This window comes from Paenibacillus sp. OV219 (assembly GCF_900110075.1).
GTDB lineage: Bacteria > Bacillota > Bacilli > Paenibacillales > Paenibacillaceae > Paenibacillus_Z.
In genome coordinates, this window is the sequence record NZ_FOCJ01000003.1 from 419,297 (window position 1) to 444,249 (window position 24,953).

Annotated in this window: 27 protein-coding genes; all 27 read left to right on the plus strand. The window is 46.0% G+C overall.

Annotated elements, in window-relative coordinates; all coding sequences use genetic code 11:
* The first annotated feature begins 96 nt into the window (after positions 1-96).
* Positions 97-516, plus strand: coding sequence for a flagellar protein (locus BMY11_RS11530; RefSeq protein ID WP_090575462.1), 420 nt, complete (start codon positions 97-99; stop codon positions 514-516).
* Between the two features lie 100 nt (positions 517-616).
* Positions 617-883 carry a flagellar biosynthesis anti-sigma factor FlgM gene (gene flgM / locus BMY11_RS11535; protein WP_090575465.1) on the plus strand — a complete coding sequence of 89 codons (267 nt, stop codon included), beginning with the start codon at positions 617-619 and terminating at the stop codon, positions 881-883.
* Positions 884-903: 20 nt separating this feature from the next.
* On the plus strand, positions 904-1,407 hold the full coding sequence (locus tag BMY11_RS11540; protein WP_177182599.1) for a flagellar protein FlgN: 504 nt from the start codon (positions 904-906) through the stop codon (positions 1,405-1,407).
* 18 nt (positions 1,408-1,425) lie between these two features.
* Complete coding sequence (gene flgK / locus BMY11_RS11545) at positions 1,426-2,955, plus strand: flagellar hook-associated protein FlgK (protein ID WP_090575470.1); 1,530 nt, start codon at positions 1,426-1,428, stop codon at positions 2,953-2,955.
* An 18-nt stretch (positions 2,956-2,973) separates the two neighbouring features.
* Positions 2,974-3,882: a flagellar hook-associated protein FlgL gene (gene flgL / locus BMY11_RS11550; RefSeq protein WP_090575472.1), complete on the plus strand. Its 909-nt coding sequence runs from the start codon at positions 2,974-2,976 to the stop codon at positions 3,880-3,882.
* Positions 3,883-3,895: 13 nt separating this feature from the next.
* Positions 3,896-4,465 carry a DUF6470 family protein gene (locus tag BMY11_RS11555; RefSeq protein WP_090575475.1) on the plus strand — a complete coding sequence of 190 codons (570 nt, stop codon included), beginning with the start codon at positions 3,896-3,898 and terminating at the stop codon, positions 4,463-4,465.
* A gap of 105 nt (positions 4,466-4,570) precedes the next feature.
* Positions 4,571-5,008, plus strand: coding sequence for a flagellar assembly protein FliW (fliW, locus tag BMY11_RS11560; protein ID WP_090575478.1), 438 nt, complete (start codon positions 4,571-4,573; stop codon positions 5,006-5,008).
* Between the two features lie 16 nt (positions 5,009-5,024).
* Positions 5,025-5,273 carry a carbon storage regulator CsrA gene (gene csrA, locus BMY11_RS11565; protein ID WP_090575480.1) on the plus strand — a complete coding sequence of 83 codons (249 nt, stop codon included), beginning with the start codon at positions 5,025-5,027 and terminating at the stop codon, positions 5,271-5,273.
* Positions 5,274-5,389: 116 nt separating this feature from the next.
* Positions 5,390-6,160 (plus strand): flagellin N-terminal helical domain-containing protein, encoded by a 771-nt coding sequence (locus BMY11_RS11570; protein ID WP_090575483.1) that lies wholly within the window; start codon positions 5,390-5,392, stop codon positions 6,158-6,160.
* Between the two features lie 140 nt (positions 6,161-6,300).
* Positions 6,301-6,690 carry a flagellar protein FlaG gene (locus BMY11_RS11575; RefSeq protein WP_371262803.1) on the plus strand — a complete coding sequence of 130 codons (390 nt, stop codon included), beginning with the start codon at positions 6,301-6,303 and terminating at the stop codon, positions 6,688-6,690.
* Positions 6,691-6,703: 13 nt separating this feature from the next.
* Entirely contained in the window at positions 6,704-8,191 is a 1,488-nt protein-coding gene (fliD, locus tag BMY11_RS11580; RefSeq protein WP_090575486.1) for a flagellar filament capping protein FliD, read from the plus strand.
* Positions 8,192-8,208: 17 nt separating this feature from the next.
* Positions 8,209-8,604: a flagellar export chaperone FliS gene (gene fliS, locus BMY11_RS11585; RefSeq protein WP_371262804.1), complete on the plus strand. Its 396-nt coding sequence runs from the start codon at positions 8,209-8,211 to the stop codon at positions 8,602-8,604.
* Between the two features lie 2 nt (positions 8,605-8,606).
* On the plus strand, positions 8,607-8,933 hold the full coding sequence (locus BMY11_RS11590) for a hypothetical protein (protein ID WP_090575492.1): 327 nt from the start codon (positions 8,607-8,609) through the stop codon (positions 8,931-8,933).
* Positions 8,934-9,054: 121 nt separating this feature from the next.
* A complete protein-coding gene (locus BMY11_RS11595; protein WP_090575495.1) occupies positions 9,055-11,334 on the plus strand; it encodes a motility associated factor glycosyltransferase family protein in 2,280 nt (759 codons plus the stop codon).
* A 19-nt stretch (positions 11,335-11,353) separates the two neighbouring features.
* Positions 11,354-12,376, plus strand: coding sequence for an SDR family NAD(P)-dependent oxidoreductase (locus BMY11_RS11600; protein WP_090575498.1), 1,023 nt, complete (start codon positions 11,354-11,356; stop codon positions 12,374-12,376).
* A gap of 21 nt (positions 12,377-12,397) precedes the next feature.
* The gene (locus BMY11_RS11605; RefSeq protein ID WP_090575501.1) at positions 12,398-13,858 is read left to right on the plus strand and encodes a hypothetical protein; all 1,461 of its coding nucleotides are present in this window, start codon (positions 12,398-12,400) and stop codon (positions 13,856-13,858) included.
* 28 nt (positions 13,859-13,886) lie between these two features.
* Entirely contained in the window at positions 13,887-15,038 is a 1,152-nt protein-coding gene (locus BMY11_RS11610) for a glycosyltransferase family 8 protein (protein WP_090575504.1), read from the plus strand.
* Between the two features lie 18 nt (positions 15,039-15,056).
* The gene (locus BMY11_RS11615; protein WP_090575507.1) at positions 15,057-15,734 is read left to right on the plus strand and encodes a phosphocholine cytidylyltransferase family protein; all 678 of its coding nucleotides are present in this window, start codon (positions 15,057-15,059) and stop codon (positions 15,732-15,734) included.
* An 8-nt stretch (positions 15,735-15,742) separates the two neighbouring features.
* On the plus strand, positions 15,743-16,465 hold the full coding sequence (locus tag BMY11_RS11620; protein ID WP_090575510.1) for a CDP-alcohol phosphatidyltransferase family protein: 723 nt from the start codon (positions 15,743-15,745) through the stop codon (positions 16,463-16,465).
* Between the two features lie 5 nt (positions 16,466-16,470).
* Positions 16,471-17,787, plus strand: coding sequence for a UDP-glucose dehydrogenase family protein (locus tag BMY11_RS11625; protein ID WP_090575746.1), 1,317 nt, complete (start codon positions 16,471-16,473; stop codon positions 17,785-17,787).
* Positions 17,784-18,896 carry a hypothetical protein gene (locus tag BMY11_RS11630; RefSeq protein WP_090575513.1) on the plus strand — a complete coding sequence of 371 codons (1,113 nt, stop codon included), beginning with the start codon at positions 17,784-17,786 and terminating at the stop codon, positions 18,894-18,896. The genes BMY11_RS11625 and BMY11_RS11630 overlap by 4 nt, the downstream gene beginning before the upstream one ends.
* Positions 18,896-19,828 (plus strand): ATP-grasp domain-containing protein, encoded by a 933-nt coding sequence (locus BMY11_RS11635; protein ID WP_090575515.1) that lies wholly within the window; start codon positions 18,896-18,898, stop codon positions 19,826-19,828. The genes BMY11_RS11630 and BMY11_RS11635 overlap by 1 nt, the downstream gene beginning before the upstream one ends.
* Before the next feature lie 14 nt (positions 19,829-19,842).
* On the plus strand, positions 19,843-20,985 hold the full coding sequence (locus BMY11_RS11640) for a hypothetical protein (protein ID WP_090575519.1): 1,143 nt from the start codon (positions 19,843-19,845) through the stop codon (positions 20,983-20,985).
* A gap of 48 nt (positions 20,986-21,033) precedes the next feature.
* Complete coding sequence (gene pseI, locus BMY11_RS11645; protein ID WP_090575522.1) at positions 21,034-22,089, plus strand: pseudaminic acid synthase; 1,056 nt, start codon at positions 21,034-21,036, stop codon at positions 22,087-22,089.
* 46 nt (positions 22,090-22,135) lie between these two features.
* Positions 22,136-22,861 carry a cytidylyltransferase domain-containing protein gene (locus tag BMY11_RS11650; protein WP_090575525.1) on the plus strand — a complete coding sequence of 242 codons (726 nt, stop codon included), beginning with the start codon at positions 22,136-22,138 and terminating at the stop codon, positions 22,859-22,861.
* A 4-nt stretch (positions 22,862-22,865) separates the two neighbouring features.
* The gene (gene pseG / locus BMY11_RS11655; protein WP_256217411.1) at positions 22,866-23,936 is read left to right on the plus strand and encodes a UDP-2,4-diacetamido-2,4,6-trideoxy-beta-L-altropyranose hydrolase; all 1,071 of its coding nucleotides are present in this window, start codon (positions 22,866-22,868) and stop codon (positions 23,934-23,936) included.
* Between the two features lie 46 nt (positions 23,937-23,982).
* Complete coding sequence (locus tag BMY11_RS11660; RefSeq protein WP_090575532.1) at positions 23,983-24,930, plus strand: dTDP-glucose 4,6-dehydratase; 948 nt, start codon at positions 23,983-23,985, stop codon at positions 24,928-24,930.
* Positions 24,931-24,953 lie beyond the last annotated feature (23 nt).

The window sequence follows — 24,953 nt, forward strand, 5'->3', positions numbered from 1 at the left end:
TAAACCTACTAAAAGATGGCGAAAAAGGTGGTGATATTTGTCCCTTTATGAGTTAATATGAAGTCACCAATGGATGAATGAAGGGAGCAGTGAAACATGGATCTCGGTAATTGTCCTCGCTGCGGGAAGCTATTTGCCAAAAACTTTCGCGATGTATGCGGTAATTGTATAAAAGCAATTGATCAGGAGTATACCCTTTGCTCCGATTATCTTCGTAAAAATAAAGGTACAGATATCAACGAGCTCGCTGACGCAACCGAAGTTTCCATCAAACAGATTACGAAGTTTATTCGTGAAGGCCGTATTTCGCTCGTGAATGCGCCGAACTTGATGTACCCTTGCGAGATGTGCGGCATATTGATTCGAGAGCAGACGAAATGTGATAGCTGCAGAGCCAAACTGCTGACGGAAGTGAACAAATATCGCCAATCTCAGAATAAAGCAGATAACAAGACACCTGAGAAATCATCAACATCCGCTGCTTCTGCCTACCGGAATTTGGACAGGGGCGAATGATTGCGGTTTACTTTGCAATGACTATAAAATATTAACGTAATGTGCCGATAATACTCTTAGATAGAGTTATCGGCTTTTTTATTTGTTTGGAGGGATTATGATGAAGATCAATCAAACGCATCGGATTAATGCGGTAAATCCATATCAGAAACAGAACGACTTGCAGGCAGGAACGGCTAGCCGTAAGCGCAAGACAGATGAAGTGCAAATTTCAGCAGAGGCGCAAGAGATGCTTTCAGTAAGTCGCGTGAGCAACACCGACCGCAGCCAGCTGATTGACAACTTGAAGCAATCGGTAAGCTCCGGCACTTATCATGTGGAATCCGGCAAGATCGCTGAGAAGCTGCTTCCTTTTTTGAAAAACTAACGACAAGATAGGTGAGCATCGTGAATGTAGAAACAATTATCGCAACGCTGGAGCAGCAGGCTGATGTCTACAGTCAATTGCTTACTCTCGCGAAAGAGAAAACACCGTATCTTGTCCATAACCAAGTGGAGCAGCTTAATGCTGCGATTCAGAAGGAACGGAAGCTGGTCAAGATAGCAGAGGATTTGGAGCAGCAGCGCATGAGACTGTGCGGCCAGTACTTTACGAACCTCGGACTGCTTCGCTATAAGGGCGGCAAGATCAGCGAAATGATTCGGACCGTAACTTCACATCAAGACAAGAAGCTATTGACCGACCTTCATACAACTTTAACGAGCTTACTGGAAGATTTGCAGGTGACAAGCAAGCTGAATCAGCAGCTTATTGAGCAGTCTCTTAAATTTATAGATTACTCCATCGACCTGATGGTGGACGATCCGAACAGTGATGTTGTGTATCAGCATCCTCACAGTCCTGGATACGGCAACAATATGCGAACTGGTTTATTCAATACAAGAGGATAAGGAGGCACTTAGAGCGCGATGACATCAACCTTTCATTCCATAGAAACAGCTAAACGCAGCTTGTTTGCGCAGCAAACAGCGATTAATACCGTTGGCCATAATATCTCCAACGCCAACACAGAAGGCTACTCCCGCCAACGGGTTTCATTAACGGCAAGCAAGCCGATGGAAGCCTATGGAATCAGTCGTTCCACATCTGCAGGCCAGTTGGGCACGGGGGTTGAGGCGACGGCAATCAATCGGGTACGGACTTCGTTTTTGGACGACCAATACCGTAATCAGACTAAGTACGTAGGAACCTATTCTGTGCAAGCTGACACGCTGAGCAAGCTTGAGTCTATAGTGAACGAGCCCTCCGACTCCGGTATCCGTTCCGTATTGGATAAGTTTTATCAGGCTTGGTCGGATCTAAGCAAAGACCCGGAGAATGTAACAGGCCGCAAAATCGTTCGTGAAACATCGCTGGCACTGACGGACTCCTTCAACCAAACGAGCAAGCAATTATCTGATCTGAGAGATGATCTGACGAGTAGCATTGAAGTGAAGGCAACGCAAGCGAATACGCTGATGGATACAATCGCTTCCCTGAATACAGAGATTCGTCGAATTGAATCGCTCGGCGATGATGCGAATGACTTGCAAGATCAACGAGATCTGTTGACAGATCAGCTCTCCCAAATTGTAAACGTTCAAGTGACCAAATCACCTGAAGGCTACAATATCTCCATGGGCGATACTAATCTGGTCAGCGGTAGTACTTCAACACCACTAACACGTGAAAGCTTGGAATCGGCCTATGCAGGCGGTCAGCTCACGAATGGTGAAGTGTTCGGCATGATTTCTTCACGCGATGGTTATGTTGCCGATTATATGAAACAGCTCGATACACTGGCGAATACGCTGGCGAACGGTGAATTTGAAGTCACCGTTCCAGCAGGCTCGGTTCTCCCAGGCACAACAACGCCGCTAACGGTGGACACGAAGATGACGGTTAAAGGGATCAACGGCCTTCACAAGCTGGGCTACACGATGGATTCCCCGGCAACCGGCGCAACCGATTTCTTCACCTTTAGTTCAGGTACAGGAATAACGGCAGCGAGCATTCAATTAAATCCAGTCATTGCTAATGATACGAACAAAATCGCAACTTCAATGAGGACAACATCAACCGGCGGAGCATCGACAGTCGTTCAAGGGAACAATAGTTTAGCGTTACTTATGTCGCAGCTCGGCGACGTGAAGTTCGCATTCGACCAATCCGCTACCGGCAATGGTATTCCGGAATCGACGATTAGTGACTTCTACAGCTCGATGGTTGGCGCACTCGGTGTTCAATCGGAAGAGGCGCAGCGTCAGTATCAGAACTCCGTCGCCCAGTCAGATCAGGTCGAGAGCAGCCGTCAGTCCGTCAGCGGCGTATCACTTGATGAAGAGATGTCGGATCTTGTTAAATATCAGCATGCTTATAGTGCTGCGGCTCGATTTATGACGACGTTCGACCAATTGCTAGAGAAATTGATTAACGGCACCGGCGTAGTCGGACGCTAAGAATAGGAGCTGACAGACATGTCTTTACGTGTGACGCCAAGTATGATGCATTTGCAGCTGTCGCGTAACTTGAACCGAAATTTGACTCAAATGGACAGCTTACAGGATCAATTAACGACAGGCCGCAAAATTAACAAACCATCCGACGATCCAGTCGGCATTACATATGCCTTGCGATACCGCACGGAGCTTGCTTCGAACGAACAGTATCAGAAGAATGCAGATTCGGCGCATTCCTGGCTTGATTTTAACGATACAGTGCTTGGTCAAGCGGGCGATGTCCTACAGCGTGTTAAGGAGCTTACTGTTCAAGGCTCGAATGGAACCAATCCGCAGGTTGCGCTTGATAACATCAATAACGAGCTGACGGAGTTGAAAGGGCAGCTCATTGATATTGCTAACAGTAAGGTTAACGGAAAATATATATTCAACGGTCAGACGTTTGATAAATTACCTTATGATAAGACTGCAGCTGGCTTTGACGCCAAGACAGTCGTAACGGATTCCGGAGATATTTCTTATGCAGTTGGCGTGGGGGTAACCCTTCCTGTGAATGTTTCCGGCAATGAAGTATTCGGCAACCCTGGGGATAAGGATAATGTATTCGCAGTTCTTGACAACATTATTAGTAATTTTGCTAGTGGGGATCAGGCTGCTGCATCTGCTCAAATGGAGAACTTAGAGTCCAGTATCAGTAAAATACTGAATGCTCGTTCAGAGGTTGGCGCTAAAGTGAATCGGGTTGAGCTTATGCAGAACCGACTTGATGATCTCGAAATCAACTTGACGGATATGCAGTCGAAGACGGAGGATGCCGACTTCGACAAGCTGCTTATTGATTCCAAAGTGAATGAAAATATCTACCAGGCTTCCCTTTCTGTTGGAGCGAAAGTAATATCACCATCCCTTGTTGATTTTCTGAGATAGTAGGTGTGCGTAGATGAAGCTTCCGTATATTCAAGCACAATCACAAAAAGGGCTAATTGGTATTGATTCTCGAATGGGTCAATATGATATCCAATCGAAGTCTGCTGATATCGAAGTGCATACAACACCTACCTCCATTAGTGCGCCAACTCCAATGCCGGAGCTGTATATGAATCAGGATCGGATGTGGGCGGCATTTAACGGGGGAAAGCCGGAGGCATTCATTAATCGGATTTATTCTCAGATGCCATCTATTGCTCAGCAAGGAATCGCTAAGATTGTCGAGAAAGGCAATCAGATGGGCGATTTGCGGATCAAGCAAAATCCATTCCCGGATATGGCCTTTCGAGAAATTTCGCAAGGGCCTCCACAGGTTCAAGTATTTGGTGCCGCAACGGCTCATAATGTGGATATCGAATTTAAAATTAACCGGCCTGACGTGAAGGTGAATGTAGGAAGCGTGGATATTCAAGTGCAAACGCATAAACCTGAGATTAACTATCAGCGCGGTGACGTAAGTGTCTATATGAAGCAGTATCCGTCCGTTAACTTCAGCGTTGCCGAGATGGACGTGCGTGTATAGATTTACCATAACATTGGATGCTATAGATAGACCGGCTTCGGTTCTTTCTATAGCTTTTTTCTTACAGTAAGCAGTGGAAGTATTCATTTAGGAGGAACAAGTGGGATGGAAATCCAGACAAGCCGATTTGGCGCGTTGTCCATTACGGAAGAGGAAGTTTACACGTTTACGAAAGGATTGCCGGGCTTTGAGGAAGAAAGCTCATTTATTATTGTATCGCCGGAAGAGGACGAGCCGTTCTCGTTTTTACAATCGACCAGAACGGCTGAGCTCGTATTCATCATTGCAGATCCGTTCCTGTTCTATTCGGAGTACGAGTTTGAACTGCCCGAATCGGCAACTTCCGAGCTTGAAATCGAGCATGTGGATCACGTCATTATTCGCTCCATTATTAATATGTCTGGGGACCTCGATGCAGCGACGATCAATCTGGTTGCGCCGGTTATCTTCCATGCCGAGAAACGTAAGGCAAAGCAAGTCGTTTTAGGTCAAACGAAGTACGCCGCAAAGCATCCTTTATTTTCCGCCGCAGGTACGAGGTAGGAAGGAGAACAGACATATGTTAGTGTTGTCGCGTAAGAAAGGCGAATCCATCATCATTCAGGACGACATCGAGATTACGATACTCGAGGTCGGTACAGACACTATCAAGCTGGGTATCAAAGCTCCACGGGAAGTCGAAGTGTTGCGTAAGGAGCTTCATTCTATGATTAAGCAATCTAACCAGGAAGCTGCAACGCCACAGGCAAGCCTGTCGGAGTTGAAAAATAAATTAAAAAAAATGATGAAAAATGACGAGCAGCTATAAACGTATTCCAAATTGCTGCCGATAAACTGAATATGACCGGTGAAGGGCGGCCGACCTAGACCCGGTAAACCACACGGATGTGGGAACTAAACAACCATTTCAAGGAGGAAATATCAATGCGTATTAATCATAACATTACAGCTTTGAACACTCACCGTAACATGGGCCTTAACAACGTTGCGGCTGGCAAATCCATGGAGAAACTTTCTTCCGGTCTTCGCATCAACCGTGCTGCTGATGACGCTGCAGGTCTTGCGGTTTCCGAAAAAATGCGCGGTCAAATCCGCGGTCTTGAGCAAGCTCAACGTAACGTTCAAGACGGTATCTCCTTCGTACAAACAGCTGAGGGCGCGATGAACGAAGTTAGCTCCATGCTTACTCGTATGAAAGAGTTGAACGTTCAAAAGTCGAACGGAACTTATTCTACTGGTGACAAAGCGAACATCGACAGCGAGCTTGACGATCTTGGTAAACAAATCGACAGTATCATGACGAACACGAAGTTCAACGGAATCCACATTACTTCCGGTGTAACTATCGCTACAGACGATACTGGTTCCGGTACAATTGCAATCGACGCGATCGCGACAACTGGCTTCTCCGGTCTGTCAAGCGCTTCGACAACAGCCAATATCGAAACAGCAATCAAGAACACTTCGACTCAACGTGCTATCTTGGGTGCTAAGCAAAACCGTCTGGAATATACTTCCAACAACCTTGGTACTACTGTTGAGAACCTGCAAGCTTCTGAATCCCGTATCCGTGATACAGATATGGCTTCAGAGATGGTTAATCTCACGAAGAACAACATCTTGCTGCAAGCTTCCCAAGCGATGCTGGCGCAAGCAAACTCGCAGCCGCAAGGCGTGCTGTCCCTGCTTCGTTAATTATTGCTATAAGCGAAGAGACCTTAGTTTATCTAAGGTCTCTTTTCTTTTTATATACAAATTTACGTATTGTTCGTTTAAGAACTAATATTGCAAGAAAGAACATCCGATATAAGAGATATGAATATTTTTGAATCGGGGTGGAGAAATTGACAAGCATTTCATCAGTTAGCAATTCATCGCTATCCATGAACAACACACCAGTACCAGCAACAACGACAACGGGATCAGATGCTGCTGTGGAACAGATTAAATCCGTACATGCTTTGCAGAAAGCGGAACTAAGTGGTAAGAAAGTAATGATCGGTGATGAGCAAGTCATTAAGAATATTGAGCGCGCTCTCAAATCCATTCAAGGACCTGATACGATGTTTGAGATGTCGATGCATAAAGAAACGAAAACAATCGTTGTGAAGGTATTGAATAAGGACACTGGTGAATTGATTCGTGAAATTCCGCCTGAGAAGACACTAGACTTGGTTGCGAAGTTTATGGAGATAAATGGGATATTAATTGACGAGAGAGTCTGAGGTGATAAGGTAGATGAGGATTTCAGGTTTAGCATCCGGCATGGACATTGACAGCATGGTTAAGGAACTGATGAAAGGCCGCCGAGCTTCACTTGATACGCTAGTTCAGAAACGTACGGTTGTGCAGTGGCAGCAGGAAGATTATCGTGAAATGAGTACGAAGATCGTTGACTTCCGGAATAACAAAATCGCCGGTTACAATCTGTCTAGTGCAATCAACGCGAAGAAGGCCGACGTTAGCGGGAACGCGGGTGCGCTCACTGTTAACGCTACAAGCTCAACAGCGAGTGGATCAATGGATGTCAATGTGCAGCAAGTCGCTCAAGTGGCACGAACGATGTTTACCTTCGACGGAAACGGCGATGGCACTGCGGATAGTACGTCTGGAAAGACGCTGGTCGATTTAGGCTTTGATACATCTCTCCCGATCTTCGTGAACGGTGCGCAGATCGATCTCGATGGAACGGATAGTATTAAAACGCTAGTGTCGAAAATTAACAGTAATAAGAGTGCGAAAGTGACTGCGATGTATAACGATGCCACGGGCCAGCTGTCGATTACGAATTCGCAGGTGGGCAAGGGTAGCGGGGTTAACGGATCAGATGATCCGGATGGTTCGGTTAGCATTACAGGCATGTCAGCGCTGTTTACAGAAGCAAAAACAGCAGGCAAGAACGCGGTTGTGGACGTTAACGGTATTACGTATGAACAAACAAGTAACCGCTTTGCGGTGAATGGCATTGATTTTACATTAAAGGCGGAGTCCGGCACTAGCGGTTCGACGACAGTTTCTGTTGTTACGGATACAGACAAGATCCTTAATACCATTAAATCATTTGTTGCGGACTACAACAGTATTGTTGATACCGTGAATGGTAAGATCGGTCAGGAACGTTATCGGAGCTATACCCCTCTCACAGATGATCAGCGGGAAGGGATGACGGATAAGCAGCAAGAGCTTTGGGACGAGAAGTCGCACAGCGGATTGCTGCGTAATGATACCATCCTAAGCGGAATGCTGAGCGATCTGCGTACAGCTTCAACGTCCAGCTACTCGGGAACGACAAGCATTCAGTCGATTGGTATAACGACAGGTAGCTGGTACGACAAGGGTAAGCTCGTTATTGACGAGAACAAGCTTCGCAGCGCGATTGAAGAGAATCCAGAACAGGTCGTTAATATGTTTAGCAAATCGGGGGATGACTCCAAGCCAACGAACCAGAATGTTGGTGTTTTTGCTAAAATGACGAGGATACTTTCGAATACACTGAAATCTCTAAATGAGAAGGCAGGTACTTCGACAACGAGCACGGATACGACGTTCTCTTTCCTGCCGAACTCCATGCTTAGCAGTCAAATTACCGATATGCAAAATAGAGAGAGCAGTATGGCGGATCGCCTTGCAGATGTTGAGAATCAGTACTATAAAACGTTTTCTGCTATGGAAGAGGCGATGAATAAGTACAATTCCCAAGCGTCCAGTCTTTCCAGCTTTAGTTAAAGGAGTGATTGAAATTGTTGAATACGCCGCATCAAGCTTATCAGAGAAATTCGGTACAGACCGCTTCTCCTGCTGCGCTTATCTTTATGCTCTATGACGGAGCCATTCGCTTTACGAAGGCGGGTATTGAGGGCATTAAGAGCCGCAAATACGATGTCGCAAATACGAACCTTAAGAAGGCGCAGTCTATCGTCCATGAGCTCATTGCTTCGCTCAATTTCGATTATCCGATTTCAAAGAACCTCGCTCAGGTGTATGAATACTTGCTTCATCAATTGATTCAAGCGAACATGAAGAAGGATGCCAACCATGCTGAAGAAGTGCTAGCTCATCTGGAAGGCTTGCGTGATACCTGGAAACAGGTAGCCGGCAAAACAGGCGCCCCTACAGAGCTTGCGTCGATAGGTCGCTAAGGATGAGTGTTCAGCTGAAGGAGCTGTATAAGGCTACAAGTGAGTTGGTGACACAGTTGCACGAGGCGAATCAAGAGCAGTTTGAGCGGCTTCTAGCTATGAGAGAAGAGGTTATTGAAGGGCTTCGCACCTCGGAAGCAATTAGTGCTGAAGATAAGCGATTAATTGGAGAGCTCAGTACATTTGATGAGGTTATTCGCGAGCGAATGTCTGATATCAAGGAAGAAGCAAGAGAGGGCATTCAGAGGCTAAATCAATCTAAAATGCAGAAGAACGGTTATGAACAAAGCTACTCGGCTGGCAGTTATTTCATAGACAAGAAGAAATAAAGTGAAAATAGGTCGAATTTTGTATATGATTACCGCTAGGATTATTTTCCTAGCGGTATTTTCTTATTGTTTTTGTCGAAAATTCCGATATATTAGATAAGGAATTTAAGGGGGAATCATCGTGTCGGGACAAGCTGTACAAACGACGGAAACTATTGAAGAGGTTAAATTATTTTTACCTCGTCTTATACAAGCATGCGATTCCATCTCGGAGCTTTTTTATGTAGCCATTACCGATGAAACTTGGCAGCTGTTCGGAGAGCTTGTTCAAGGGATGGATGATTTATATAGAACGTTAAAGTCAGTGGTTAGTACTGCTTCTATTGACGAGCAGAAGAGTGTCATGCTTGCAATTATGGAGCGAACAATTGTTACTTTCGAGAACACATTCGCAGAGCTCAACAGCTATATGGATCAGGAGCTTTACGTTGCGGCTGGCGACTGCATCCGCTATGAATTATCCAATCTGTTCAAAGAGCTTGCGACACATCTTGGTGAAGAAACGAGCTTGAAAGAAGAACGTTTTGCAACAAACATGCGATTCTTGGAACGAGAATATGCAAACCTGTATACGCAGCTCAAAAACATCGAAATCGACGAGCAGAACTATGAGTCGGTTTATGCGACTAATGGCGCTCCCAATCTGATTGTGCATCGCGACACAGCAGATTCAGTCTATCTGTACAGCACCTATGATCCTTTCTTTGAAGCTGAGCGATGGGTGGAGTCGCTTGTTGACACTGTCAGCGGTAAATCCAATATCGTGATGTACGGATTCGCATTTGGTTATCACGTCAATCGACTTGCTGAGATTTACCCCGAACAGATGCTATACATCTATGAGCCGAATGAACAGATCTTTCTGAAGATGATGCATGAGATAAGTTTGGAGAAGATATGTACCAGACTGAATATCCAGGATATTGTAGTGGGCACGGGAAAAGCGATGAGAGATCAATTCTTCTACAGGATGTTAAAAAAAATTAAAGGTGAGACTGCTATCGTCTCCTTATCCGTTTATGATCGAATGGATCTGCAAGCGAAGAAGGAATTTGCCGAAGATGCCAAGGCTGCTATACTGACATACGCCTCTTCTAGAAGCATCTATAACAGATTCGGTATCCAATGGACACGAAACCAGCTGTTCAATACGGCATTCAACATTACAACCCCTTCGCTTAAAGGGTTGAAGGGCAAATTTGAGCATTTGCCTGCTGTCATCGTTGGTGCAGGTCCGTCCCTGGAGCACGATATTGAAAACTTAATGCAAATCAAGCAGCGTGCACTCATTATTGCTGCAGGCTCCAGTATCCAATCGTTAACCCATTATGGAATTGAGCCGCATTTAATTGTTTCGATGGATGGAGGAAGCGGCAATTATCATGCGTTCAAGAGCGTAGAAACGTCGCACATTCCATTCTTATATATTCCGCAAATCGATTACCGTGTCGTAGATAAACAGGCGACCAATCTTATTCATGCTTATTTCAACAATGATATTATTTCAAGATATGTAATGGGTGTGTCCGGTATAGAGGATCCTGTATTCGATTCCAACTTGTCGGTAACTGGAACAGCCGTTCAAGCAGCGCTATATCTAGGTTGTAAGGAGATTATTTTTACAGGCCAAGATTTATCTTATCCGGATGACTGCGTCTACGCTACCGGCGCTCAGCATGCAAGTGACAACTATAAATTGAAAGTATTGAAGGCTGCAACGTTAACGGTAGAGAATGTTAATGGCACTAGAAATCGGACGACTAACGGATTGAAACAAACGTTGATTGATATTGAGGAAACGATAGAGAAATATCCATCCGTTCGCTTTATTAATACGTCTAAGCTCGGTGCCAAGATCAAGCATACGGAGTCGCTTCCGATGGAAGAGGTTTGTTTGCGGCTGAAGGATTGGAATTTAGCGCCGGATGTATTCAAGGAAGCCATTCAAGTACACCTGAGTCGATATGAAGATTCACGGATATTGGAGTCCATGGATAAAGTATCCAAACTTCAAAACGAGCTTAATCAGGTTGATGAGAAAGTAAAACGAATCCAGAGAACGCTCAATAAGCTGCCTGAATTAAGCCGGACGAAGCCTTTGAAATGTCTTAATGCCATGGTTGACATTGAGGATGATTGGGCAGTCATTACCCAAACCGTTGCGTTTAATACGATCTATATGACAGCTGTTAAGAATGAAATTCTGGAGTTTGACCGGAAGCGTTCTGAGCTAGCCGATGAGAACAATGTCATGATAAAATCCGAGCTATTTGGCGATGTGCTCGGTACTTTAGTAAATGCGATTAAGGAACAGAGTCCAACGCTGAAAGAAATAATGGATGAAGTACAGGAGCGGATTCGGGTAAGTCGCAGCAGAAGCTTGTCTGAGCAGCTAGTTTAACTAGAGGGAGTCGAGGAATGTGAAAGGTTTCTATACGAATAAGAAGATATTGATTACAGGTGGCACAGGTACAATCGGACAAGCCCTTGTCAGACAGCTTCTGCTCGATAATCCATCCGTCATTCGGATCTTTAGCCGGGATGAGTACAAACAATTTGAGATGCAGCAGTCACTCAGCGAATATGCAGGATCTCTTCGTTATCTGATAGGCGATGTGAGAGATGCAGATCGAGTTTCTCGTGCAATGGAAGGGATAGACATTGTTTTCCACTTGGCCGGTATGAAGCATGTACCTGCTTGTGAGTATAATCCTTTCGAAGCGGTACAAACGAATGTGATTGGAACTCAGAACATCATTCAGGCTGCACTTCGAGCAGGTGTAGAGAAAGTGCTTTTCACGAGTACAGATAAAGCGGTGTCCCCGGCCAATACGTATGGTGCGACGAAGTTAACTGCTGAACGGCTCATCTCTGCGGCAGGCTATCAGAAGGGGTCGAAGTCAACGATTTTTGCATCGGTACGCTTCGGTAACGTGATGGGCTCACGTGGCTCGGTCATTCCGTTATTCAAGACTCAAATTTTGGAGCGAGGCAAGATTAGCGTTACGGATATGCAAATGACCCGCTTCATGATGACGCCTCTCCAGGCAATCAGCCTCATGCTTGAAGCGAATGAAATCTCCAAAGGCGGAGAGGTTTTCGTTCTTAAGATGCCGCTCGTAAAGCTGTCGGATTTGGTTGAAGTTATTATTGAGGAAGTGACCAGCCGCCATCAATTGATGGGAGAAGTACGGGTTGACGAAATTGGTTTGCGTCGAGGCGAGAAGATGGACGAAGAGCTGATGACGACCGATGAACGACATAAGATGCTGGAGAAAGACTATATGTACATCATTCCGCCTATTTACACGGGTTCGAAGCTGATCTATGAAGCCTCTAAGTATAATAGCGTGCATGGGAACGATGACATTGGCTATCGCTCAAATGAAGTAATTGGTAAAGAGAAACTGCGACAGTGGCTTATAAATGAGGAGCTGCTATAGCGATAGTGAGTGGGGGATACAATGAGATATCAAATACCGGAGCCAGTCAAGCAATTGAGCGGACCGATTGTGATATATGGTACAGGGGAGATCGCGGAGCAGTACTATGAAGAACTGAGCGCATTGTCGATGCAGGGGCAAATTGCGTTCTTCATGAATACCTCGCCGACCATTACTGAGTTTAAGGGCAAGCCAGTTCATGCGCTGGAAGAAGTTCAGCAGATAGCACAACGTGGCGGGTATACGTATCTGATTGCTTCGTATGGAACGGCGATGGTGCTCGCTGAGAATTTGTATGCGATAGGTATCACGAATAGCACAGTCCATTTCCCTGTGCCGGTTGCGCTTTCTGAAGAAGAAAGTTTTCTTCCTCTGCTTATAAAGCCGGTAACACATATTTGCTTCTATCCTCCGGTAGAAGACTCCGCTGCTTTAGAAGATTTGCAGGCGCGTGTCCACTGGTATCTTCCGAACTATAATGATCTTACAATACTGCTGCCGGAAGCGGCGAATTGTAGCAAAGGGGAATTGGCCTCAAACTTAAACGAGTGCGATCTGCTGCTAGTATGGAATAAAGCGAATCTTGCTGATGAAGCCATAAGAGAATACAAGTTTAAGATGGCATGCGTAGATCCTAAATATCTCGTGACAAGAGATGCGGATATTTATCGGAGGCTCTACTATTGGACATTGTCGGCTCAGGATAAGAAGGGTTATGTAGAGCAATCGGAAAGCAACTTTGCTTCCATGCTGAAGAGAAATGCGGATAAGAAACAAGCTTGTGTGTTCGGCACGGGGCCATCGCTTCAAACGGTATATCAGTATAAGTTTGATGACTATTTCAAGGTCGTCGTCAATGGAGCAGTAAAAAGTAAAGAACTGCTTGCTCATATTGAACCCGATATTCTAGCAACCTCAGATGCGCTTAACTTCAGCTATTGCAAATTCGGAGAAGTATTCAGACAGAATGCGATGTCGTTAATGCAGCAAGACAAGGTGTATACAGTCATTCCTGATATTTGTGTGCCGCTCATGTCCGTGCATTACCCAGAAATGAAGCATAAATTCATTGGGCTCGCGATGTCGAGCGATCTGTATCACTTCCCAGCAACGGATAAGTTAAGTGTCAAAGAAACTTGGAATGTAGTAACTAGATTCGCCATTCCGATTGCATCGGCGGTCGCTCAAGAGATTTATATTATGGGTTGTGATGGAACAGACAAGTTCGAAGAGAAGGTCTGGGAGCATAGTAAAAATGTCGAGCATGACGAGCTCTTAAAGGTTGCTTATGAAGCTCATACCTCGCATTTTGAAATGCATACATCGCTTAAAGCGTATTTTGATAATCACTGCCGAATTATGAACGAGCTTCTTGCGTATGGAGAAACCTGTGGCAAAAAGTACCATTCTATTACGGCATCACATATTCCTGCATTAGCTACAAGATATGATAAGCTCTTAGAGCAACAAATGAATTCCTAAAAAATTGATACATAAGGGCGAGGCTATTATGCTTGATACATCTAACATGATTCCGATTATTGTAGTTACGGATGACAACTATGCTCAACACTTAGGGGTTATGCTAACGTCTTTGTTTGAGAATGCTGCTCAGTCCGAGCGTGTTCAAATACATGTCATTACTGCGGGTCTCTCCGATAATAATACGTCAAAGTTGATGGAGATTACAGGATTGTATGGGGCGAATATCGAGTTTCTGACCGTGGATCCATCGCTCTATTCCGGGTTTGGCGTACGTAATCGAATGAGCCATACAGCTTATTACAAGCTTGCAATTCCAGAGTTGTTTTGTGATCGGTTTGAAAAATGCATTTTTCTAGACTGTGACATCATCATTAAAGCGGATATTGAAGAGTTATGGAATATAGATGTATCTGGCACTGCGGTTGCTGCGGTGAAACAGCCATTCTTCACTCGTCACGATCAGCTTAATATTCCGGATGGATCCAGCACGTTCAATTCGGGTGTTATGGTTATTAATTTGCGACAATGGGTCGAGAGTCGTGTGAAAGAACGGGCGATAGAGTTCCTCAAATATAACTCACATCGTATTGTTTTTCATGATCAAGATGCATTAAACGCCGTGTTAAACGATAATTGGATCGAAGTCAATCCAAGATGGAATCAGTTAACATCCTTCCTATATGCAAATCACGAGGAGTTGGGCTGGTCGCAGAAGCAGTGGAGCGAAGTATTCGATTCGCCTGCCATTGTTCACTATTCCAGTACAAAGCCTTGGTATTACCTTAACGATCATCCCTATAAGCAAGATTATTATGACTACTTAATAAAGACTCCATGGAGTAACTATATCCCGCCGGATCAAGAGCCTGCGCTCCAATTGATGAATAAAAAAACAATTGTCGTATACGGAACGGGCAGTGGAGGAGATCGTGTGCATGCTCTGTTAACAGAGCGCGGACGTTCCATTTCTTATTTTGTTGATAGCAATTCTGTCAAATGGGGGCAAGCCTTTCATGAGAAGATGGTATGCTCGCCAGAGACACTATTAAGAGAAGATCAATCAGAGTTGGCGATCTTCATTGCAAGTTACAGCTACTATACGGAAATTGCCAAGTCGCTTGAAGGCCTGGGCTTTCGAGAGAACGAGCACTTCATCGCAGGCTTTGGCAGACGTTAGAGAGGGGCGCATATCAAAATGAAAGTAATCATTTTAGCCGCTGGAATTGGTTCCCGCCTAGGCAAACCCCATCCCAAGGCGCTAACTTTGTTGAGTAATGGACGCAGCATCATGCAGAATCAAATTAAAGCATTACTGCGATATGTAAGCATCGATGATATTACGGTCGTGGTGGGCTTTAAGAAAGAGTTGATCATGGAGGCATTTCCAGAGCTGCTCTTTGTCTATAATGATTACTTCGATACGACCAATACCTCTAAGAGCTTGCTCCGCGGACTGAAGAAAGCAAGAGGTCATGATGTCATATGGATCAACGGTGATGTTGTGTTTGATCATGTTGTGCTTGATCGGCTCATTCGTGAGAAACACTCTTGCATGGCTGTTAATACGGCGGTCGTTGGTGAAGAAGAGGTAAAATATACGATGCACGAGAACGGCTATATTGCTGAAGTATCGAAGCAGGTGGAAAGTCCGGTCGGGGAAGCTGTTGGCATTAATAAAGTAAGCCAGGAGGATGCCGCTCTTCTGCTGGAAATGCTAGAGCAGTGCGGAGATATGGACTACTTCGAGAAGGCGATTGAAACGGCAATCCCGAACGGAATGAACGTCGTTCCTGTTGATATCTCTGACGTTATCTGCACGGAAATTGACTTCGAGGAAGACTTAATGCGAGTTAATGAACTGTTAGGGAAGTGAAGTGTACGATGCTCGCAGCACTTATAAATCGTTATAAGCGATTCAAAAGCAAATATGTCGTAAGGCAGAGAAGACAGCATGAGTACTTGATAAACAGGTACTATGCTCATCTCATTGATCCGTTCTTTACGAAGCTTGTTTATGATTTAGGAATGAGCCCTAATGTGGTCACGGTAATAACAGGGGCACTCGGTGTACTCGTCGGGGTTTCATTCCTCCTGCACCAATGGGTGATTGGGGCTATACTGCTGCAGTTGCATCACTTCTTTGATGGAGCAGACGGGAATTTGGCTCGCCTAACGAACCGATGTACTCCTTTTGGTGCGAAACTGGATCAATTCTGTGATCAAATTGTACGGTTGGTGTTGTTCATTAGTTTGCCTATCGCTGTAGAGTCACCGCTCTGGGCGAAGCTAGCATTGCCTGCAACCATGTTGTTTGATGTGTGGGTCATCCATAATGTTGTACTTCCTTTTGCCAGAAAACATGGCCTGCATCGAGCCCGTTGGAAGCAATGGGTACTTGCCCGAGGAATTATTCCTGGCATCGATATTTTTACAATCTTCTTTATTATTTCAATAGCAGCATTAAGCGGCTGGTTAGCACAAGCGGTCTTTATTATCATCGCACTAAAAAATCTCGATTGGATGTACCGGGTATGGGAATGTGTGAAAACGAATATTCGGCGTAGAAGCCTTAAAGGGAACGAGGAGGAACTAACTCGGATATGAGCAAACTGAATATTACAGTGATCGGAACGGGTTATGTAGGACTTGTATCGGGTACTTGTTACGCCGAACTTGGCCACCACGTTACTTGTGTGGATAAAGACTCCTCGAAGATTCAAGTGCTTAATGAGGGAGGCGTTCCCATCTACGAGCCGGGGCTTGCGGAAGTGGTGGAGCGCAATATTAGAGCGGGGAGGCTGCACTTTACGACTGATCTTTCTTCCGGCGTACAGGCAGCTGATTTTGTTATACTGGCGGTAGGAACGCCTTCGATGCCCAGCGGCGAGGCGAATTTAAGTTTTATTGAAGAAGCAGCCATTGAGATAGCTCCTTGCTTAAAGCGAGATGCCATTGTAGCTATCAAGAGTACAGTACCTGTAGGGACGAATGAACGAGTCAGGAAAGTCATTCTTCAGCATACGAAGCAGCCGTTCTATACCGTATCGCTTCCTGAATTTCTTCGTGAAGGTACGGCGCTTCAAGATACGATTCACCCGGATCGGATTATCATTGGAGCTGAGAGCGAGCCTGCTGCTGCTCTTATGACGGAGCTTCATAAGCCGCTTGCTACACAAATTATAGTCACGGACATTCGCAGCGCAGAGATGATTAAGTATGCATCCAACGCATTCTTGGCGACCAAGATTTCGTTTATTAATGAAATTGCAAACATATGTGAGAAGGTGGGGGCTGATGTTAATGAGGTCGCCAAAGGGATGGGTCTTGATAAACGGATAGGGCCGTCCTTCCTTCAAGCAGGTATTGGGTACGGCGGTTCCTGTTTCCCTAAAGATACCGATGCGCTTATTCAGATTGCTGGAAACGTGGAATATGATTTTAAGCTGCTAAAGTCTGTCGTTGAAGTGAACCAAATGCAGCGGTGGGGCGTCATTGATAAACTTTCACATGCGCTTGGCTCACTGAAAGATAAACGAATTGCGATTTGGGGGCTCTCCTTTAAGCCGGGAACGGATGATGTGAGAGAGGCGCCTTCATTGCAAATCGTAAATAGGCTTCTGGAGATGGGTGCGAGCTTACGCTTATATGACCCCATTGCCATGCATAATTTCAGTCAACATATTACACATCCGAATATCGCTTGGTGCCAGAGTGCGATGGAGGCCGTCAAGCAATGTGATGCGGTTTGTCTGCTGACAGAATGGGATGAATTTGTTCATATCGATTTAAGCAAAGCTTCACAACAAATGAACCATCCGGTCTTAATTGATGGACGTAATGTGTATCGTTCTCAAACAGCTGTACAGGCGGGATTTGATTATTATCCAGTTGGCCGTTCATACTCCAAATCAGAGGTAATCAGATGATAAAGGTCATTATGTATGGTGAGGATCTGAATGATCGCGAGAAGATTCAATCAGCACTTGACTTGCACTGTGTTCATGTCGTCGGCTATGCAACTGTACCTGATGATGAGCAGCTGCTTGATCCTCAGGTAGATTATATTGTTATCTCCCAAAGGCCGCTAGGGACAATATTCGAACAGCTAGTTGCCTTTGGTGTAGACAGAATGAAGATTGTTAGTGCTTGGAATATCTACAAGAGCTTCTCTGCCATTAGCCAAATACGGACAAGCGGTTGCATAGACACAATCATTACAGGACTCTCTTATGCGGTTGGCATAAGAGAACAATTATTGCCGAATGCTGCATTAAACCTGGCCTTCTCAAGTCAGGATTTGCTGCTTGATTATTGCATCGCCCGGTATGTCATTCATCAAAGGGCAGACAAGTTACCGAAGTTCGCTATTATTGGAATAGCTAGCTACAGCTTTAATTATGAGTTTATGATGACGAGAGCTTCGCAGGACAGTAGTGCGATTAAGAGTAGAATGATAAACTGGCCTGGACTTGTCGGCAGGTTCTCGCAGTTATTGGGATATAACGACACTGTCGCCCAGGCTGACTTGAATGAGCATGCTCTAGAAGAGGTTGGTCACTACATCAAGCAAACCGAATTATTCCAGTCACCGCTGGGGCCAGCAAACTATGAGCAGATGGTCAATTTAAGCGCTGCTCAGCGAGGAGGGATCGTGAAGCGGGTTATACCCGCTGAAGGGCCCAAACGCGTTGCAGAGAAAGTGTCTATGAAGTACTATGCGGGTTCAACGGATAGAAATTCGAAGATACTGCACAGCTATTTAGAACTGCTGACTACGCATAAAATCAAACCGATTCTAGTCGTTCATCCGCAACATCCGGAATATGTGCGGCATTTCTCGCCGTCATTGCGAGCACAATTTCATGAAATCATCGGAGAGCTTCGCGAGCAGTTCGAGTTTCAGCTCATTGATTGCTTTGATTCCGAACTCGTCGGAATACATGATTTTAGAGATCAGGATCATCTGGATACGGATGCGGAAGATCGGTTTGTTGAATATTTAAATCAAACCATTGATTGGCAGGTGTGGAAGTGATGCGTACCATACTTTTTACTTCCATAGGGAGAAGGGTTCAGCTGGTCCGCCACTTCATTGAGAATGGCTGGGATGTGATCGGGGCGGATGCCGATCCATCTGAAAGCGCGTCCAGCCACTTCGTTCGAAATGTATATAAAGTACCGTTATTCCGGGAGCCAGGTTACTTCGAAGCTTTACGCGAGCTGTGTATTCGCGAGAAGGTTAGCGTCTTGGTGCCGCTGTATGAGCCAGAGTTAATCGGCATGGCGCAGCGTAAAGAGAGCTTCCGGGAGATCGGGGTTCAAGTGTTGGTATCGGATGAAGCTGCACTGGCACGATGTTTGGATAAATATGAGCTTGCTCAGTTTTTAACCAGTAACGGAATTGCTACGCCTGCAACTTATCCAGATCTCTCTCGCGTTGACAGTGAGTCGAAATGGGTAGTAAAGCCGCGCACGGGCATGGGAAGTAAAGATGTTTATATTGCCGATGCTCAGGATGCAGCATCCTGTTATAACAAAGTAAAAGATGCGATCGTACAGCGATTTGTACGGGGACAGGAATATAGTATTGATGCTTTCGTCAATGAGCATGGACAGATATTGTCTATCGTCCCAAGAAAGAGGCTGGATGTTCGGGCTGGCGAAGTGGCGAAGTCGGTTACAGTCGTTGATGATGAGCTAACTCGTCTGACTGCGGAGCTGCTCAGTCACCTGCAATTAATAGGGCCATTAACCATTCAAGGCATTAAAGAAGCATCGACAGGAATGTTCTTCTTTATCGAAGTCAATCCGCGTTTTGGCGGAGGTGTTCCACTGACGATCCAATCTGGTATTCCTTACTCCCATTTTATTGCTGGTCATTATCCTTCTGAGACGGTGGGCTTGCACCCCTATCAAGGGGGATTGAAGATGCTTCGTTATGATGAAGCTGTATTTGTAACCGAGTAAGGCAGGGTGAGACTTTGAAGAATGTACTGGTTTTTCCGTGCGATACCGATGAAGCGTTAGAGATCAATCGGGCACTCGGACCAATGAGGCAGTTTCAATTATTCGGTGCGGGAGCGCAGTCAGATGATAGGGGGGCTCTCGTGTATGCCAATTATATTGGTGAGCTTGATGACACATTGCCTCTATTTATTCGTGATTTGGAGCGAGTCGTAGACGAGTATCAGATCGATTTCATATTCCCCGCGAGTCAAGCGGCGATGAGGACCTTATCGAGGTATGAGGCCATTCACAGTGCTGTAGTGGCAGCGCCTGATTACCGGGCATGTTTGATAGCCGACAATCCGGATGATTTGTTTCGCGAAATAGATTCTATGTCACTGGAAGAGAATGAGGCTGCAGCAGTTCCGACTAGCGCTTTCAAGTACCGTATTCATTGTTTTACGGATCATGCGAGAGTGCTGAAATATGTTGGCATCCTAGACTATTCGAACGAGAGCGAGATCGCGCTGGTTATTCCCGATGTGGTACAAAGAAGTTTGGGGAACTATGCGAAGGCCATTAATGAGCGCTTGCACACGCGAGGCGCTTGGTCGTTCGCGGTTGGGCTGAATAGTGAGAGGATATGGCACCTCGATGATTTACGGTTTGGCATTTCGCCAGAGATGGCAGTCCACCGTAACAAAAACGTGAATCTGGCCGCTCTAAGCCTATTTGATCGTATGGGACATGCTATTGAGGTGAAAGAGAGCCCAATCGTGCTTTCTCTAAAATCTGATTTTGCAGCAAACCGTTATCGATGCCATTACGAGTACGATGTCGTATATGTCGATTTGGATGATACGATCATCATTCATAATCAGATCAATCCCATGATGATTGCCTTTCTCTATCAGTGTCGTAATCAAGGGAAGAAGATTCATCTCATTACGAAGCATGCCTACCAGTTAGATGAGACATTAGAGAAGTTCAGGTTAACCGCGATTTTTGATTCCGTAATCTGGCTGGAGCGGGCAGATGAGAAATATAAGCATATGGCACCGCATAAAGCGATCTTTATTGACGATGCGTACTTGGAGCGTAAGCAGGTTGCTGAACGTCTTGGCATACCAGCTCTCGATGTGACGGCGGTAGAGGGTCTTCTTGATTGGAGACTGTAAGGCAAACATAAGTGCGTGAACCGAATTCTTAAATAAGGGAGCATTCATATGAAACAACAATTCCAAATTGCCGGCCGGCTCATCGGCAGCAATCATAAACCGTTCGTTATTGCGGAAATGTCGGGCAACCACAATCAATCATTGGAGCGTGCACTCGCCATTGTCGATGCTGCAGCGGACGCTGGCGTTGACGCCTTGAAGCTGCAGACGTACACGGCGGACACAATGACGCTTGATATCAGTGAGGGAGATTTCTTCATTAGCGATTCTGCAAGTCTATGGCAGGGTGCTTCCTTGTATAAGCTCTATCAAGAAGCGTATACGCCTTGGGAGTGGCATGAACCGATCTTCAATCGCTGCAGAGAACGCGGAATCATTCCATTCAGCACGCCATTTGATGAAACGGCTGTTGATTTCCTGGAAAGCTTGGATGTGCCGGCTTATAAAATCGCATCCTTTGAGAATACAGATCTTCCTCTTATTCGTAAGGTAGCGAGCACAGGCAAGCCTCTTATTATCTCGACAGGGATGGCTTCGATTGCGGAGCTGGACGAGACGGTGAGAGCTGCTCGTGAAGCGGGCTGCGAGAATATCGTATTGCTGAAATGTACAAGCACGTACCCGGCATCTGCATCCAACTCGAATCTAATGACGATGCCTCATTTGAGCGAGCTCTTCAATTGTCATGTGGGTATCTCTGATCATACGCTTGGCGTTGGTGTCAGTGTCGCAAGTGTAGCGCTCGGCGGGTGTGTCATTGAGAAGCACTTCACTCTCTCCCGTGCGGAAGGCGGCGTTGATTCCGCATTCTCACTCGAACCTGCGGAGATGAAACTGCTGGTCTTGGAGTCTGAGCAGGCGTGGATGAGCTTGGGCAAAATCCAATATGGAGCGACCGAGGCCGAGAAGCCTTCGATGAAACATAGACGTTCCCTTTATATCGTGAAAGATATGAAAGCTGGGGATGTGCTGAGCAAAGAATGCGTGCGTGCGATTCGTCCCGGTGCAGGCATGGCTCCGAAATATTTCGATTTGATTTTGGGCAAAGCCGTAAAACAAGACGTGAAGCAAGGGACGCCTCTTCATTGGGAGCTGCTTCTTTAGCTGCTTGTTTGGATGAACAAACTATTTCGTAAGGGGAAGCCCGTACATGAAGATAGCAATTATTATACAAGCCCGAATGGGTTCCTCCCGTCTACCAGGTAAAGTATTAATGCCGCTCGGGAATAGCTGTGTGCTTGATTATGTGGTGAGTCGTTGTAGACAAGTTGAAGGCAATGTGGAAGTCATTGTTGCAACTTCAAGGCTTGAGCAGGATGATGCGATCGAGAGATGGTGTGACGATCATCAAGTGGCTTGTTACCGTGGATCAGAAGACGATGTGCTGTCGCGATATGTTGAAGCGGCTGCATCATCGATGCCGACCTATGTGATGCGGGTGACGTCGGATTGTCCTTTCGTTGACTATCATCTTGCAAATGGAGTCATTGCTGAGATGGCTGCTCAGCCTTCCGATCTTGTCGTTGTAAAGGGGAGCTTGCCGCGGGGATTAGTTGTTGAGCTTATCTCCTATGAAGCGTTGTTACGTATTCATGAAGTTGGTCTGGAGTCTCGCCATCGGGAGCATGTTACTTACTATGCATACGAGTATCCGGGAGAATTCACTCGAACCGAGTACGAGGCATCGCGAGCGATTCGCTATCCTGAGCTGCGCATTACATTGGATACGGAAGAGGATTATGAACTGTGCAAGGCGGTTGCGAGCGCATTCCAGGGTGATAAGCTGGTACCTTCGAGTGAAGTAGTGGCCTATCTGAACCAGCACCATGAAATTGCCAAGCTTAACGCGCATATTGAGCAAAAACCGGTGGTGTAAAACAGTGAAACAGATCGTGTTTCGTGTAGATGCTTCTTCTGCAATGGGTACAGGTCATATGATGCGCTGTCTGACACTTGCGGATGAGCTTAGCAAGGCCAAATACGGCTGCCGCTCTTTATTTATTTGCCGCCCTTTGGAGGGTAATCTTGGAGCTTATCTCCTGCAGCGCGGCTACGAGGTAGAATGGATTGAAGATGAGCGGGCTCTTCAAGTTGGATCTTGGGCAGATGACGCAGACCGTACGATCCATGTTCTGAAACAATGGGATGCGGATTGGCTGGTCGTTGACCATTATGGAATCGACAGTCGCTGGGAGGAGGCCGTGAGGCCGTACGCCAAGCAGGTTCTCGTTATAGACGATCTTGCTAACCGCAAGCACTGCTGCGATTTGCTGCTTGATCAGAATGCTTATGCCGATATGCATACGAGGTATGAGAATCTGGTGGAGCCTGAGTGCAGGCTTCTGCTCGGACCGAAGTATTTGTTGCTTCGCCCTTTGTTCTATACCATGCGGCGATCAATGCGGGAGAGAACGGGTAAGGTGCAGAGACTGCTTCTGTTTTTCGGAGGCAGTGATCCTACCAATGAAACCGTAAAAGCGCTGCAGGCTGTCGACGATCTCAGGCTGAGAGAACAACAAGTCGATGTTGTCATTGGCGAAGCCAATCCGTTTAGACAAGAAGTCATCCAACGATGTGACAGCATCCCGAACGTAACTTTACATGTTCAAGTGGAGAATATGGCCGAGCTTCTGGTAGGGGCCGATTTCGCGCTGGGGGCGGGAGGAATTGCAATGTGGGAACGCTGCTACCTTGGATTGCCTTCCGCCGTGACGGTTGTTGCGGATAATCAGATCGACAGCGTTGGAGCGGCTGAACAAGCCGGGGCTATATGGGCTGCCGGCGGCCATGAACAAACATCTGCAGCCCTTTATGCCGATAGGATACATAAGGCGATGCATTCGCCTGAAGAGCTACTGGCCATGAGTCGCAGAGCTTTCGAGCTAACCGAAAGCCGAACCGATATAACTGGCAATCAGGTCGCTTCAGTCATGATGGATCAAGGCGAATAGCATTCATGGCATGACTACGAAATACTTACATTAGGGGTGTAGGCAGTTGAATATCCTACTTACCGGCGGGGCCGGCTTTATTGGCAGATGGGTTGCGAAGCAGTTGCTCGAGGATGGACATCAGGTATGGATACTTGATGATCTATCGAATGGACGAGAAGAGAATATTGAAGAGCTCCGGAATCATCAGGGCTTGAAATCCTTCATAGAAGGCACCATCTTGAATGAGGCGCTTCTGGAAGAGTTGTTCGATGCACATCGTTTTGATATCTGTTATCACTTGGGTGCTTCTATTAATGTACAGGATTCTATTGATGATCCAGGTACAACTTTTAATAACGACACAATCGGTACGTTTAATATATTGGAGCAATGCCGCAAGCATCGCACGAAAGTCGTGTTTATGAGCACATGTATGGTCTATGACCGCTGTACCGATGCTTCCGGGATTACGGAGGCGCACCCGATTAAGCCTGCCTCTCCATATGCAGGTGCTAAGATTGCCGCGGAGAATATGGTGCTTTCTTATTACCACGCCTATGGATTGCCGGCGGTTGTCATTCGTCCTTTCAATACGTATGGTCCGTTTCAAAAAACGGGTGGCGAAGGCGGCGTAGTCGCAATCTTTATTAAAAATAAATTGGCAGGTCGTCCGTTAGCGATCTATGGTGAAGGTACGCAGACGAGAGATCTGCTTTACGTATCCGATTGTGCCCGTTTCGTGGTGCAAAGCGGTTATACGGATCGTGTAGACGGTGAAATCGTGAACGCAGGTTTAGGCCGTGACATTACGATAAACGACTTGGCAAAAACAATTGTAGGTGACGAGTCGCGAATCGTTCATGTGGAGCATATCCACCCGCAGAGCGAAATTCAGAAGCTGCTTTGCAATTCAGATAAAGCAAATCGGTTGCTGGACTGGACCCCTACTGTTTCGCTCGAAGAAGGCATTCAATTGACCGAGGAATGGATTCGTACGACAAACTTAATTTAAGGGTATCAAACAGGCGCAGCCGC